Annotated in this window: 13 protein-coding genes; 7 read left to right on the forward strand and 6 right to left on the reverse strand. The window is 37.2% G+C overall.

Going from position 1 to position 15478, the window contains the following annotated elements:
* The 7 genes from D0T50_RS03310 to D0T50_RS03340 all read left to right on the forward strand — a co-directional run bounded on the left by D0T50_RS03310 (position 1) and on the right by D0T50_RS03340 (position 9462).
* On the forward strand, positions 1-1827 hold the full coding sequence (locus D0T50_RS03310) for a DUF262 domain-containing protein (protein ID WP_163221958.1): 1827 nt from the start codon (positions 1-3) through the stop codon (positions 1825-1827).
* The gene (locus D0T50_RS03315; RefSeq protein ID WP_163221960.1) at positions 1824-4250 is read left to right on the forward strand and encodes a DUF262 domain-containing protein; all 2427 of its coding nucleotides are present in this window, start codon (positions 1824-1826) and stop codon (positions 4248-4250) included. The genes D0T50_RS03310 and D0T50_RS03315 overlap by 4 nt, the downstream gene beginning before the upstream one ends.
* 5 nt (positions 4251-4255) lie before the next feature.
* Positions 4256-4861, forward strand: coding sequence for a metallophosphatase domain-containing protein (locus D0T50_RS03320; protein WP_163221963.1), 606 nt, complete (start codon positions 4256-4258; stop codon positions 4859-4861).
* A 130-nt stretch (positions 4862-4991) separates the two neighbouring features.
* Entirely contained in the window at positions 4992-5513 is a 522-nt protein-coding gene (locus tag D0T50_RS03325; protein WP_163221966.1) for a hypothetical protein, read from the forward strand.
* 137 nt (positions 5514-5650) lie between these two features.
* On the forward strand, positions 5651-6343 hold the full coding sequence (locus tag D0T50_RS03330) for a tetratricopeptide repeat protein (protein ID WP_163221968.1): 693 nt from the start codon (positions 5651-5653) through the stop codon (positions 6341-6343).
* A 242-nt stretch (positions 6344-6585) separates the two neighbouring features.
* A complete protein-coding gene (locus D0T50_RS03335; RefSeq protein WP_163221970.1) occupies positions 6586-8415 on the forward strand; it encodes an ATP-binding protein in 1830 nt (609 codons plus the stop codon).
* A 114-nt stretch (positions 8416-8529) separates the two neighbouring features.
* On the forward strand, positions 8530-9462 hold the full coding sequence (locus tag D0T50_RS03340; protein WP_163221972.1) for a YafY family protein: 933 nt from the start codon (positions 8530-8532) through the stop codon (positions 9460-9462).
* A gap of 8 nt (positions 9463-9470) precedes the next feature.
* On the opposite strand, the gene D0T50_RS03345 is transcribed toward D0T50_RS03340, so the two are convergent.
* The 6 genes from D0T50_RS03345 to D0T50_RS03370 form a co-directional block, all read right to left on the reverse strand.
* On the reverse strand, positions 9471-11273 hold the full coding sequence (locus D0T50_RS03345) for a YgiQ family radical SAM protein (RefSeq protein ID WP_163221974.1): 1803 nt from the start codon (positions 11271-11273) through the stop codon (positions 9471-9473).
* A gap of 6 nt (positions 11274-11279) precedes the next feature.
* A complete protein-coding gene (locus tag D0T50_RS03350; protein ID WP_163221976.1) occupies positions 11280-11759 on the reverse strand; it encodes a DUF456 domain-containing protein in 480 nt (159 codons plus the stop codon).
* Positions 11759-12103 (reverse strand): hypothetical protein, encoded by a 345-nt coding sequence (locus D0T50_RS03355; RefSeq protein ID WP_163221979.1) that lies wholly within the window; start codon positions 12101-12103, stop codon positions 11759-11761. The genes D0T50_RS03350 and D0T50_RS03355 overlap by 1 nt, the downstream gene beginning before the upstream one ends.
* A gap of 2 nt (positions 12104-12105) precedes the next feature.
* A complete protein-coding gene (locus D0T50_RS03360) occupies positions 12106-12318 on the reverse strand; it encodes a sulfurtransferase TusA family protein (protein ID WP_163222204.1) in 213 nt (70 codons plus the stop codon).
* Positions 12305-12616 (reverse strand): hypothetical protein, encoded by a 312-nt coding sequence (locus D0T50_RS03365; protein WP_163221981.1) that lies wholly within the window; start codon positions 12614-12616, stop codon positions 12305-12307. Before D0T50_RS03365 ends, D0T50_RS03360 begins: the two co-directional genes overlap by 14 nt.
* A gap of 92 nt (positions 12617-12708) precedes the next feature.
* Positions 12709-15408 (reverse strand): prolyl oligopeptidase family serine peptidase, encoded by a 2700-nt coding sequence (locus D0T50_RS03370; protein WP_163221983.1) that lies wholly within the window; start codon positions 15406-15408, stop codon positions 12709-12711.
* Positions 15409-15478: the final 70 nt, after the last annotated feature.

Raw genomic sequence — 15478 nt, forward strand, 5'->3', positions numbered from 1 at the left:
ATGAATGAATTTATTTACTCTATTAAAGATATTTTCAGTAATAGTCCCAAAACTGGTTGTTTGGGAGCAAATAAGCAAGAAGTTTACTACATTGCATCTTATCAACGAGGATACAAATGGGCTTCAGAAAGAAGTCTCGACCAAGTACCTCAATTGCTCATAGACCTTTACGAAGCGTTCTGCAAAGGAACAAATGAGTACTACCTGCAATACATCACAGTGAAGCCGGATAATATAGATTCCGATAAAAAATCGTTTGAAGTAATAGACGGACAGCAAAGACTAACTACCCTATCACTATTATTCTATGTCTTAGAGAAGCAAGGTTGTATTAATATCACAAAGGATAAAATATTATATGCTCGATACGATGAAAATATTTTTGAAAAAGTAATCGAATTTACAGTTAATACGTCTGACAAAGATGATGAAATTCCAACGCAAGACTTATATTATATGGTACGTGCATGTCGTTGTATAACTATGTTTTTTGAGTTGTTCAATGATGAAAATTACAAAAATAAATTCATAGAGTATATAATGAACAATGTAAAGATTATTGTAAATAAAGAAAGTGTTTATGTTTCGTCTGAAGATGTTTTTAGTAATCTAAACGACAATAAGGTTCCTTTGACTAATGCATATTTAATTAAAGGCTTATTGCTCACAAAGGCTTCTCGAAAACTGAATATGTTCGGTAAACCTCTTCATTTTAAAGAGATTGTAGACCAACGAAATATTATGGGGCGTACTTGGGATGAAATAAACGCATGGTTCAATGAAGAAAAAGTAAAGTATTTCTTTTTCAAAGCAAATTCAAAAGCTGATGGGATGGAACATATGCTTAAATTAGTTGAATTAGGCAAAGGAAATGAATACATAAATGACAAAGGAATTATTCAACAATTTAAAGAGAAACTTTCTACAGACAAAGGAGCATATACAAGCCAATTTGAACTATTTAATCGCTATAAGGAATCGGTCGCAAGTGTAGCTGATGCCAATCACTTATTGTCTGAAATAAAACACATATACAGATGTTTCAAAAACATATATAATAATCCCAACGACAATTCTCTGTTTAATTTGTTAGGATATAGCTTGTTTCATTCAAAAGAGGCTAAATATGAATTAAAAAATATTGCTTCTAAATCTGGCAAAGATTTGAAAGCTGAATTAATCGATAATGTGATAAGTATTCTTCCAAATAAAGAAGAGGACTTAAGAGCATTAAAGTACCCCAACAAAAAGATAAATCAATGGTTATTAGCCTTAAGTGTTTTTCCCGAGGACAAAAAAAAACAATATCGATTTGATTTTTATTCTTACGGAAACGAAAAGTGGAGTTTGGAACATATTTCTCCACAAAATCCTGAGGTCGAAATTAAGGTCGATGACTCAGTTGTGGAGTGGTTATGTGGCGAAATACAAAAAAAAGAGAGTTTATCCGACAAAAAAAAAGTGTTAATAAATTCAATTAGAACAGAAAAGAAAATAGATGCAAAGGATATCGCGTTTTTGTATGAAAATGTAAGCGATGTAGATGTTCTTGGCAATATGGCATTGCTCTCGAGTGGTGTTAATAGTTCTTTAAGTAATAATCCATTCCCCATGAAAAGACGCATCCTGTTTGGAAAATCAAATCAGGGTTATTTTGTTCCCAAACACACGCTTGATGTATTTGCAAAAACACTTCCTGCCAAGAATGATAAATACTTTAATCCCGATTTTGTAAAGTGGGATGATACAGACATTTTCGCTCATACCGAATGGATGGCAAATAGATATTTAACTTTAATAGATGACTTAAAACAACAAAAAATATGAATACAGGAAGATATAGTTTAATTCAACTTTTGAACAATAATGAAATAGAGCAGATTATTATTCCGGAAATTCAACGCGACTATGTGTGGGGTGAAGAAAACGTGATTGCCTTGTTAGAATCTATTTGGTCAAATTTTAAGAATAAAAATAAAATGCAGCTAAGTATTAAAGATGGAGAAAAACAAGTTGATGAGAATATGCTATTATTCTTATCAAAAGAGTATTCCAAAATACGTCATGCTACTCAAATTGGTTTTATTTATGCTTATCACGATGTTGAATATGCAGGGAAATTCTTTCTAATAGACGGTCAGCAACGAATAACCTCCCTCTATCTATTATTATTAGCCCTTTATAAGAAGACTGAAAAAGAAACCGATTTTGCGTCATTATATTTTCAAAATAGACAACTTAAACTCGATTATAAAGTTCGTGAAGTATCACACGATTTTATGCAAAGTTTTGTGGAACATATTCTGACAAATGAAAGTGTTGATTTTGAAAACACTTCAAATTATTATCAAAACATTTATAAAACTGATATAACAACGGTTACACTAAGCAAGAATTTCGATACCATTTTTTCATTCTCTGCTTTCAAAGGAGTTGAGAAAAACGAACTCGTTGATTTTATTGATTATATCGAAAACTATATCGAATTCAATTATTTTGACACAAATCTAAGCGAACAAGGCGAACAATTATATCTTTATATGAACAGCCGTGGTGAAAGTCTTTCTACTCAAGAGATTATTAAAACAACAATCATAAAACGAGCTGCAAACAAGAAAGAAGCTGGACGAAAATGGGAAGAATGGCAAAATTTCTTTTGGAAATACCGAAAAGGAGGTGATGAAAAAGGTAATAAAGTTGAAAATCCGAATGCAGATAAAGGATTTGAAGAGTTCCTAAAGTGGGCGACGATTATACATATTTGTTCAAATGATGAGAAAAATATAAAATTAAAACCAGTGGAAACAAAGAATAATAAAACCCAAACCACTTTAGAGGTTAAGGAAGATTATATTCGATTTGAACCTGAAAATAAATGGTTGAAACAATACCAAAAAGAAAATGAAAGTTTCGATATTAATTTCTTAGATAACTTGTTCTGTGCTTTACAGTATCTTCAGAACAACAAAAGTGAACGACTAACTGGCAATAATTTACTTGAAAGTCCTTATTTTAGAGATAACTGGCTTTCTAAAACAATGCCTTGGATAGATTATAGTACTGTTTTAAGTGTCATTTTTTTTCTGAGCAAAAGCTATAAGATTGCTCTTGTTAATGATGTTGACAGCTTAGGGATGTATTTTAAAAATATTCGTTATCGCCAAACAAATGTTGATAATCCAACAACAACTGTTATCAGGTGTCTTGAAAGCACAAAATACTTGCTAGCACAAAATTGCTTCGATATTACTTTTTTGAAAAACGTAGAGAAAGGATCAAGACGCATTGTAAATGATTCAGATGAAATTATTCTTTCTTGTTATAAACAATCAAATAGGAAAGAGTGGGAAGATGCCATTTGGAGTATTACCAATCAAGATGATTTTGCCAGTTTCCTAGATGGTAATTATTCTTTTTTCTTTGAATGTTCAAAAAATGGGCAAGGAGAATATTCGGTTGATGAATTTGTAAAATACAAAGAACTTTTCTTTGCCAAAATATATAATCGAAAAAATGAGGATGAACTGAGACGAGAATTATTAACGATTGGAGATTACATGCAAAACGATGGTGGTGGCAGTTGGAATCTAAACGGTTATATGGAAAGAAGAAATGCAAATACAAATGAGAAGAAAAATTGGGAAAACATTTTGTTAAATAAAGCTGAATTAGTTAAGGAGTATTTGACCCCACAAGTTATAAACAAAGTAGAACCATATTCAGATACATGGAGAGAACCTTTTATTGTAGAAAAGAGTGTATTTGACTACATGGGACAGAAAAAATTTTTAAGGACGGACGAAGGGCGAATTGTTCTGCTTCATGGTCACCAAGCGGGTGTTTATAATTCTCGAGCAATCCAAATTCAATTATTTCACGTTAAGCTACCCAAAAGTTGGGTACATACTTATGATATCTGTGTACAAGAATTTGACTTTGTGAATAGTAAAATAGAATTCAAAGAAAGCAACAATGATATTTTTTTGTTTATTGATGTTCAATACGAATGGAAAAATAACGGTGGAGAGTGGTATTTATACATTGGATATAGAAAAGGTGAAGAAAAAGTGAAGTTTGACTATGTGTTAAATCTTTTGGATAGCGCTACTGAAAATTGGATTTTAATTGATGATCAGAACAAGAAGAAAATGAAGCAACCATTCTTTATTGATAAGTCTGAATTATCTATTATGCAAAATGTAAATGAAGCGTTTAATAAGTTTCGCAGCATAATCTTTTTTGATATTTGATTTCTATGCGCCTCCTCCACCTCTCCGACACCCACAACCTTCATCGGCAGTTAACCAATTTACCGACTGCTGATATTATTGTCCATTCCGGCGACATTTCGTACGCCGGAACCGGCAAGGAGGTTATGGATTTTATCGAGTGGTTTGGAATGTTGAATTACAAATATAAAATCTTCATAGCCGGGAATCATGATTTTTGTTTAGAAAGAAAGGACAGAGAAATAATCCAGCAGTTTTTACCTGAAAATTGCTTTTACCTTTGCAATAGCGGCATCACAGTAGAAAATGTGAAATTTTGGGGAATCCCATTTTTCTTTTCGGATGATGTAGGTGGTGAGTATTTTAATCAGACTGCACAAATTCCGGCAGATACTGATGTTTTAATCTCGCATCGCCCACCATTAGGTGTCTTAGATAGTGCTAATAACATTAGTTATGGTTGCCCCGATTTACTCCAAAAAGTATTGGAAATTCGTCCACGCTATCACCTCTTTGGGCATATTCACGATGCTTATGGGGTTGAAAAGTCAAAACACACTACTTTTATTAACACGGCAATCGTTGACGAAGGTTATCAACTAAAGAATACTCCTTTTGTATTTGATATATGAATCTAAAAAAAACTGCTCACATGGGCAGTTTTTTTTTAGTCTTCATCATTAACTATGCCACTGTTTGGCGTATCACTCTGTTATCTTTGTAGTATAATTAATATATGTACAACAATAAAGAATTAAAATTATGACAACAAGAAATTTAAATGAAGATTTTGTAGAAAAAGTAATTGAAGATTTAGCGTGGAAGGAAATATCAGGTAATTTGCCTTGGAGTGAGCCACTTTTGGAGAAATATAAAGATATGCTAAATTGGAAGGAAGTTTCTGCTAATAGAGAAATTTTATGGACTAATTCTATGGTTGAAAAGTATAAGAACCTGATCGATTGGGACGAACTATCTGAATCTACATCATGGAGTCTGTTTTCTGCTGAAATGCTTGAAGAATATAAGGCATATTGGAATTGGTCAAAACTATCCTCTAACTCACACATCAAGTTTACTCGGGAATTATTGACGGAATTTGTCGATAAATGGGATTGGGAAGAAATCATTTCCAATTGGGAGTTAGATGAATTGTTTAATTCGGATTTTCTAAAAGAGTTTAATCACTATATTCCGGCATCTGCTCTTCAATCGTCGCGTTTATGGACTTGCTTGATTGAACAAAGAAAAGAAGAACTTGTTCGAAAAATCAGAACATATTGACACTCAACCTTTTTGACTCAAAAAGGTTTCTTATTAATACTCAGAAATAAGGACCATTTCACCAATCCTGAGACAGATTTACAAGTTGAAACAAGCTTATGATAACACAAATAATTGATATGAGATTATATCTCTTAATGGCTGCCAAAATATTTTTCTTTTCTTGCGCAGAGAAGAAAGACAGACAGCCTCAATCATATAGACCGGCAGTACAACCGTCTTTTTCGACAGATAAAAAAGAAATGGTTCAAAAGGATGTAAAGTTTTCGTTCATATTAGAAGTATTCAATAATCTAAAAAACCAAAAGAGGTATGAAGAAGCATTATCCATTTATGAAGATAACGAATTTCATTTTTTACTTTATTTTAAGACATCAACAGCTATATACGAATTTCATCTTGAAATTATTGATCTATATCACAAGTATTACAATGAATCATTTGCTCTTAAGAGGGAAATTGAATTATTAGAATTTGATGAACTTATAGCGAATATGGTTATCGAATCTGCTGAAGATAATCATATTCCAGAACACTATGGCTACCTTATCTCTTCATTATTTCATTCCTATATGGAAACTAAAGATTGGAAAAAAGCTCAAAAGCAGTGTGAAAACATGAGGGATTTTGCTGATAGTATGGGAGGAAAAGAAAGCAGTGCTTATGCAACTGCCTTGTTTAACCAAGCAATGCTTTACTCTGAAGTGGGGAATAGAAAGAAGGCCATAGAAATAATGCTTGAAACTAAACAGATTTATGAGTTGGCGGGGATGAAACATACTAATGAGTGGGAAAATTGCCTAAGTATGCTTACTGAATGGTTTGATTAGAGAGGCTAACCCAATATTGTACTGGGCTCATTTATTGAGGTTCTTATCTTATCCCTTCTGAAAACACTCTGCAGCAGTAAGCAGAAAGCAGTAATTCGGCAAGCTATTATCTATAGTTACCCACAGCTCACTTTCCAATTCTTGAATGACAAAGAAAAGAGATTCGGTATTTTCCAACTCGTTCTTTTTAATTCTGCTTTTTTCAATTATAGAAAATGGAGAAATAAACATATCCATAGGCAATGGCAAAGACAGTAGCACTATATGCCAATTTATACCATAGCCTGAAAATGACAGTTAATTATATTGTATGCTGTTTTTTGGCACATAGCCGCATTACATTTGCATTAAATCATATAAAAACAATAGATATGCGACAGTTAAAGATTACACAGGAAGACGAAAATATCAACAAAGATGTTGATAAAAAGGCTCCCAAAACAATGTTAGAGCACATAGAGTGTATCGTAGAATTAGTTGAAAACTCCAGTCTAAATAAAGACTTCTTTCAGAAGGCGAAAAAAAGCATTAATTATGTGGCAAAGAAGATGAAATTAACAACAAATCAGGTGGTACTATTAGCTGTTTTTATTGAGAAAAGCGATAATAATAGTATTGAAATTAGTGACCTTTCAGAATTCATTAAATGTCGTAATATAAAGATAATAACTTTAATGAAAGACATTGATGAACTTGAAAATAGACGATTGGTTCGTTGTCGTAGAAACTATGATAAGCCTTCGTATAGAGTTCCTTTTGATGTCATAAAAGCAGTCAAAGAAAATGAAATATACGAACCCAAGTGTACGAAAAATCTCTCCACAATAGAATTATTTAGTCATATTGAAACTTTGATTGAAGAAAAAAGAGAAAAAGAAATAACATACGAAGCACTGATTGACGAGTTAGAATTGCTACTTGAGAACAATTCATCTTTAGCTTTTTGTCAGCAAGTGAAAATTTATATGGCATCCTTTTTTTCTTCTCGTCGCAGCTTCTTGCTTCTTCTCTTATTTTGCCATTATTTCATTAATGAGTCGGACGATTGTCTGGGCTTTCATAACTTAGAAGATTTCTTTGAGAAAGTGGAATTTCGTCATATACAGGAATTCTTAAAGTTGGGCGAACATAAACTATTGAGAACTAAATTGATAGAGAATGTAAATGATAATGGGATGGGTAATAGGGAATACTTTAAGCTGACTGACGAAGCGAAAGAAAAACTTTTTGTTGAGTTGGATATTAAAACAACTCAAAGCAACAACAAAAAGGACCTTATGCAGCATGCTGAAATAACGTCAAAAGAATTGTTTTACAACAAACGGGAACAATCACAAATTATGCAACTCACATCACTTATTCATAAGGATAACTTCCAAGCAGTTCAGGAGAAGTTGGAAAAAGGAGGAATGAGAAAGGGATTTGCGTGTTTGTTTTATGGAGCGCCCGGCACCGGAAAAACAGAGACCGCTTATCAGATTGCTCGCTCTACCGGAAGAGATCTTATGATGGTGGACATATCCGAAACAAAAAGTATGTGGTATGGGGAGAGTGAAAAGAGAATAAAGGGTATCTTTGAAAAGTACAAGAGTTTTTTGAAAACATGCGAAGTTGCACCGATCCTGTTATTCAACGAAGCTGACGCGGTTATTGGTAAACGAAAAGAAGCAGGGCGGGGAACTATCGATCAAACAGAAAATGCAATACAGAATATCTTATTACAAGAGATGGAGAATCTGGAAGGAATAATGATTGCCACAACCAATCTTACACAGAATCTGGATAAAGCTTTTGAACGAAGGTTCCTATACAAGATTGAATTTGACAAGCCTTGTGTTGAGGCCAAAGAAAAAATATGGCATACCATGCTACCAGCATTGTCCGAACAGGAAAGGTTGGAATTGGCACATAATTATAACTTCAGTGGTGGGCAAATAGAGAATATCGTTAGAAAATATACAGTAGACTCCATCTTAAACGGAATAGCGCCAACGTTGGATACAATACATGGCTACTGCCAAAGTGAGTCTTTATATAAAAATGAAGAACGAAAAAAGATAGGATTTTTATGAAACAAGTCATTAATACCGAGCAAATATCAAATGTCTGATGCGTATCAAGGTATAACTAGTGCTATATCTTGGCAAAAAGAGAACTCTTGTTACCTTTGTAAAAAACGATACAATATGAAAACAAAAAAATCAAGCAAAGACACTACATCAAACTTGTTTAATCGCTACGTTTGGTTAGTAGACATCATCTACAGGCGGGGAAAGATTACTTTTGAAGAAATCAATGAGTACTGGCAAAGGTCGCAGTTAAACCTCGATGGTGAAGACCTTCCTTTACGTACTTTCCACAATCATCGGCAAGCAATTGAGCAAATGTTTGATATAAATATAGAGTGTGATAAGAAGAATGGTTACAAATACTATATAGAAAACACCGATGATATGGAGCGTGGAGGTGTTAGAAGTTGGCTGTTAAATACGTTTGCTGTTAATAATCTGATAAATGAAAGTCATAAACTTAAACAACGGATTTTATTTGAAAAGATACCATCCGGGCAAATGCATCTAACACCTATTATTGAAGCAATGAGAGATAGTCTTTCTATAGAACTGACTCATCAAAGCTTTTGGCGTGATACACCTAGCACTTTTGAAATCTCTCCTTACTGTATAAAGGTATTTAAGCAGCGTTGGTATGTTATAGGGAGCAATCCAGATAGAGATGACGTCTTTATTTATGCTTTAGATAGGATCAAGCATATTCGCATTACTGAGAATAAATTTCAGTTACCTAAGGATTTTGATGGAGAAGCATTTTTTGCAGACTGCTTTGGGATTGTGGCCGGAGATGGACACGAGGTAGAGAACGTTCTGATTAAGGTATATAAAATTCAAGATAGCTACATCAGGACTTTGCCATTGCATCACTCTCAAAAGGAGGTTGAGAATACGCCCGAATATACCATATTCAGCTATCGTATAAAACCAAGCTTTGACTTTCGGCAAGAGTTACTGTCGCATGGTGCAGATGTTGAGGTCTTATCCCCCAAATGGTTTAGGGATGAATTCGCAGAGATTATATCACAACAACATAGTTTCTATCAATAACATAAACTTTATTTTCGTTTATACAGCCTCTCAACAAGATCCGACCTGCCTATTCTCCGAAGCTCAGCAATGATATTCTTTCTTTCTTCGGGTTTGTACCAGAAGAAGAATTGCCGTTGTGCCAGCTTCTGACGCTGGGTCTTGGCGCTGTAGATAGGCTTTAGCGTATACGGGTGAAGCCCGGTATAGAAGGCTTCGGTAGCAATTGTCATGGGGGTAGGTGTGAAGTCTTGTACTTGTTCCAATTGGAAGTTCAGTTGTTTGGTGATAACGGCAAGTTCTGCCATATCCTCTTCCTGACAACCGGGGTGGCTGCTTATGAAATAAGGTATGAGCTGTTGTCGCAAGTTTTCTTGTTCGTTGATGCGGTCGAATATTCGTTTGAATGCTTCGAACTGGTCGAAGGAAGGCTTGCGCATGATGTGAAGCACCTGATCACTGGTGTGTTCGGGAGCAACTTTCAGCCTACCGCTAACGTGCTTGATTATTAACTCACGCGTATATTCTTTGGTGCTGCGATTTGTCGCTTCATCTGTGCTTTGGTGTAGCAATAAATCGTAGCGTACGCCACTGCCAATAAAGCTTTTCTTGATTCCGTCTAATGCATCTACCGCACGGTAAACATCCAACAGTGGTTGGTGGTTCGTATTTAAATTGGCGCAGATGCGCGGATGTATACACGATGGACGCTTGCAACTGCGACACTTTTTCTCGTCCTTTCCTTGCATTTGATACATATTTGCCGAAGGACCTCCAAGGTCACTCAAATACCCTTTGAAATCGGGTAGGAGCATTACTCTTTTTACTTCATTCAAGATGCTTTGTTTGCTCCGGCTTACAATAAACTTTCCTTGATGTGCCGAAATAGTACAGAACGCACATCCTCCGAAACATCCCCGATGAATGTTTATAGAAAATTTTATCATATCGTACGCAGGAATACGCTTGCCTTTGTACTTGGGGTGGGGCAGACGTGTATATGGTAATTCGTACACGCGGTCGAGTTCCATCTCGCTCATAGGTGGGTAGGGCGGATTAACAACCACGTGTTGTTTACCTACTTGCTGAATAATGCGATTGGCAGCGTATTTATTGCTTTCCTCTTCTATATACTTGAAATTGGCAGCTTGTCTACGTTTATCGTTCAAACACTCTTCATGCGAAGCCAAGCGTATATCACCCTCTTGTGGTATTACCTCTTTGGTAAGATATACAGTTTGCGGAATATCGTGTGGAATGTCAGCGTATTGTTGCATGTGCGATGCCAATGCCGTTATAGGCTTTTCGCCCATACCGTAAATAAGCAGGTCGGCGCCACTATCACACAAGATACTTTTGCGCAGTGCGTCTTGCCAATAATCGTAGTGTGTAATACGTCGCAGTGATGCCTCGATACCGCCAAGAATGACGGGCACATCCGGGTAAAGTTGTTTGAGAATTTGTGTGTAAACGATACTTGGGTATTCAGGGCGCATATCCGATCGACCGTCGGGGGTATAAGCATCCTCGCTGCGCAGACGTTTGTTGGCAGTATATTTATTGACCATGCTGTCCATACAACCGGGACTTATGCCGAAGAAGAGGCGGGGTTTGCCTAGTTTTTTGAAATCGCGCAGGTCATCGCGCCAATTGGGCTGTGGGATGATAGCTACACGCAAACCCTCTGCTTCGAGGATTCGTCCGATAACGGCAGCACCAAACGAAGGATGATCCACGTATGCGTCTCCACTGAAGAGAATTACATCTAGTTCGTTCCAACCGCGTAACTCTACTTCTTTCTTAGTGGTTGGTAGCCAGTTGGTTACGTTCATTAGCAATTAAATAATCAGGTGTTTGATAAAGATATAGATAAACCATCCGCATACGGTAAACTTCATAATAGTGCCAAGCATAAAGCCCAGAAATGCGCCTAAACCTGCGCGAATAGCTAGACTTGCTTCTTTCCCGGTAAGTAACTCACCACCTACAGCACCTATGAAAGGGCCAAGTAGTATTCCCCAAGGCGGAAAAATAAAAATCCCCGCTATTGTTCCGATGAGGCAACCCCATATTCCCCATCTGCTGCCACCGAACTTTTGGGTTCCAAACATCGGCACAAAGTAATCAATTATTTGTACTAATATCACAATGAGTAGCCACACCACCAACTGCGAAAAGGTGAACTGAACTTTATCCGTGAAGTGTAATAAGAGAATGGCGGCGTATGCTATAGGAGGACCGGGCAGCATAGGTAATATACAACCTACAATGCTTGTGAGTAAACAAATACTCCCCAATATGATTAAAACAACATCCATTAGCCAATGCGTTTGATGATAGTGAGAAATTCCTCGTCGGTCATGCCGAAGTCTTGTTCTTTGTATTGCACAAAGTCTTCCAGATAGTCGGATGCTATATCGTCCATGATGCGCTTACCTTCCAACCCTTCTTCATCCAGCATGAAGCGTATCATTCCTTGATAAGCATGTATTGTGCGCAGTCGTTGTTCTGCGGCAGCAACAGGCATGGTTTGGCATTGATGTTCGTTGCGCGCTATTAGGTAGACGGTGGCATAGAACTTATCGATAGAGCCGTATATAGACTTTATTTTTGCAAGAGTTGTTTTAGGAAACTTCTTTAACTCTTCTTTAATTGGTGACATAGTTAAACTTTAAATTGGAGCGTACGTTTGTTCTCGTCATATATTTCGCGGAAACCTATGCTTTTCTCGGACAGGTACTCCTTTATGTCTTTGAATGCGGCTTCTTCGTTCATAATTATTTGTAGCTTTTCGCCTGGCTTGGCAGTGCAAATAGCTTCTATAGCCGGTATTAACTGGCTGTATTTGTTTTGTAGAGTAGTATCAATCGTTTTCATCATTGTGTAACCATTCCAAGTACAACTTAATTAATTGCTGTAACCCGAATGCTTTCATGTCATTGTGATAAATGACATCGATACACAAGTCGAGCAAATCTTTACTATCTTCTTCTTGCGAAGCAATTAATGAGCGAACATTGAGACGCAGTTTCTCAAGTACAGAATCATCTACAATGCCGTTGCTATCTATCAGATGTTGGAACAAAGAATACTTTTCGATTGTTCCCAGATTCTTGTCGGATACCTGTATGTTGCGTGAACCTTTGGCATTAGCCTGTATTGTATAATCTTCCATGTCGTTGAGTTTTTTAATTATGTTCAACAAATGTACAGTTTTATTTCTTTGTTCAAAGAAATAAGGAGGTTTGTTTTCTTAGAAACAGCTTCTTAATACCCTAAATCAAAATCTCTATCCACAGCCTTTACGCCTTCGCTCATCCAACGTGGCATCGCTTCACCTTTGAGGTAATGATTAAAGAACTGGAACATACGTTTCTGAAAGTCCACGCGATTAGCCATCTTGTCCGGCCAGTGAACCTCTCCCGGATAGTTGAGCAGCCAAACCGGTTTTTGCAAACGCTTTAAGGCTATGAAATACTCAATACCTTGATACCAAGGCACGTGTCCGTCGTTGTCGTTGTGCATAATCAGTATGGGGGTTTCTACCTTATTCATGGTAAAGAGTGGCGAGTTTTCTACATACAAGTCGAAAGCGTCCCACGGTGTTCCGCCAATGCGACTTTGGGTATGTTCGTATTGGAAAGAGCGGTTCAACCCTGTTCCCCAACGAATACCACCATAGGCACTGAACATATTTACCACCGGTGCACCCGATTCAATTGCTGCAAATAAGTTGGTGCGTGTAGCCAGATAAGCCACTTGGTAGCCGCCCCAACTGTGACCTTGCGCGCCAATCGCTTTTTCGTTAATATATCCTTTGTCAACAATAGATGCAATTCCCGGCATCACACAGTTGTAGCAGTCTTCACCCGGATGTCCGGTACCATACACAACATCTGGGTTGAAAATAATGTAGTCGTGGCTGTTGTATTGGTGATAATCTATAGTAGATCGACCAGGTTGTGGCATCCGGTAGTTATGCAATGTCTCGGAATTGCGTTCGTAGAAGTTTACGATAAGCGGATATTTCTTTGACGGATCAAAGTCAGCAGGCTTGTGCACTATACCTCGTAGCTCTTTCCCATCGAGAGAAGTCCACGAAACAAGCTCTGCCGTACCCCATTTTACATCGTCTTGCTGCTTGCCGAGGTTGGTTAGCTGTATGGTTTTCTTGAAACTAAGGTTGGAAAGCAGTAAGTCGGGATAACGCTCAAAAGTTTCAACCGTATAGAGCAGGTTGTCTGTATCTTTGGCTTTGGTAATCGTCCGTAGCATGAAATCTCCTTCTATCAGTGCCTTTGGAGCTTTAGGTCTGGCAAGATGTGCTTCATAATAACCACTTCCGCAACTAACTTCTTTGTAACCTCTTAATAATTGTTTCTTGTTAAGATCAATGGATGTTTCTTCTTTATCGAGCATCATCAAGCGATAACGTGTTTGTGTAGCGCGACCGTTTACAGTTAAATTAATAGGTGCGGTAGCGCCTGTAGGGTCAAACTTCCATATATCGTACCGGTCATAAATAAGTAATTCTTTGTCATTGGGTGTCCAGCCAACCTCTCCGTGTGCATAGGGATAATCGGGCACATCATTATCTTCATCCCAAGCAGGAAATGTAGCGGGAGTAGTCAGTTGATATTGCTTGTTGGTCAGTAAATCAATTGTATACCAACAGCTATCCGTAAGCTCGTACCATGCAGCATATTTACCTTCGGGAGAGATGTGCAGATCGGCGTTTACACCAGTCAATAAAGTTTTTTTGCTGCCATCTTTCAAGGATACGCTATATATGTCTTTGTATTCGTGACCTTTCCACATGGATTCGGTTGCATAGGGACGTTTGGTAGAAAGTAATGCGAAATCTCCTTTATCGGGAAGCAGAATCCCTGGTAACTGTTCATCTGCCAACTGGAGTAATTTGCCTGTGTCGAAATTATAAACAGCGCGATAGCTTTTCTTCAAATCCCGGTTCTTGTTGAAATCCTGTACGGTATATTGTACCTCTTCATTCCAGCTCCACACATGCACATCCGGGCGATATTCTGCCAGCTGTTTATTGTCTATTTGTTTCGGTTCGGGCGATGTGCCAAAAAATAAACGTTTACTGTCTTTTGAGAAAAGTAGTGTTCCTTCTTCGTTTATTACCCATTCTGCAGGTATAGCCGTGTTTCTACGGTCAACAAGAAGCTTTGCTGTATCTGTGTTTTGCGATAGCCAGAGATCCATTGCGTGATAAGATGAATCTTTTTCGGCACAATAGAGAAACGCCAATGCATCACCTTGCTCATTGAATGTTGGTTGTTTGAAGATGCCTTTGCCTGCTTTTGTCAGTTTAGAAGTTTGAATAGCAGGGTTAAATAGATATATACCGGCTTCTGTTCCCAGCGTGTCTCCTTTTGTTATATAGTATAATATACCGCTCTTTTTTGCAAAAGCATAGTTTGTAACAGTAGGGTAGCGTTGTACGGTGCTACCATCCAGACTTCGCACCACCAATGCAGAGTCTTTTCCGGCAGGTTGATAAGCAATCCAATCGGCTTCGCTTGCCAGTTTATATGCCCTGATAGAGTCAATAATTTCTTCTCCACCACTTAGCGAGCGGATAATCAAACTATTCAGGGGCATTTTATCTTTCTTTGTTTTGGCTATCTTCAAAGAGTCGAGCGTCTCTTTCGGGGGTGTCTGCGTAACGATTAAGTACTTGGAAGAAGCAGAGAAAGTAGGGGACTTTGCTGGGAAGTATTTTGCCTTTTCTTCTCCTTTTTGATTGTATAGCTGTACAAAGCCATCTCCTTCCCACGGAGCAATATTGGCTACAACCCATTTGCCATCGTTAGAGATTGCATAGTTGGTTATATGTTGCCATTGGGTTAAATCATCTACGGTTAAGGCTCGCTGGGAGAAGAGTGTAAGAGGAAACATCCATCCAACCAGCATGAGTAAGGTGCTCTGTTTGAAAGATCGCATAATGTCTTTACTTTAATTAATAGGTATTACGGAATACAATATTAGCAATTCTTGTTTGTTTATCCTAATC

The organism is Bacteroides sp. 214 (assembly GCF_010501015.1).
Taxonomy (GTDB): domain Bacteria; phylum Bacteroidota; class Bacteroidia; order Bacteroidales; family Bacteroidaceae; genus Bacteroides.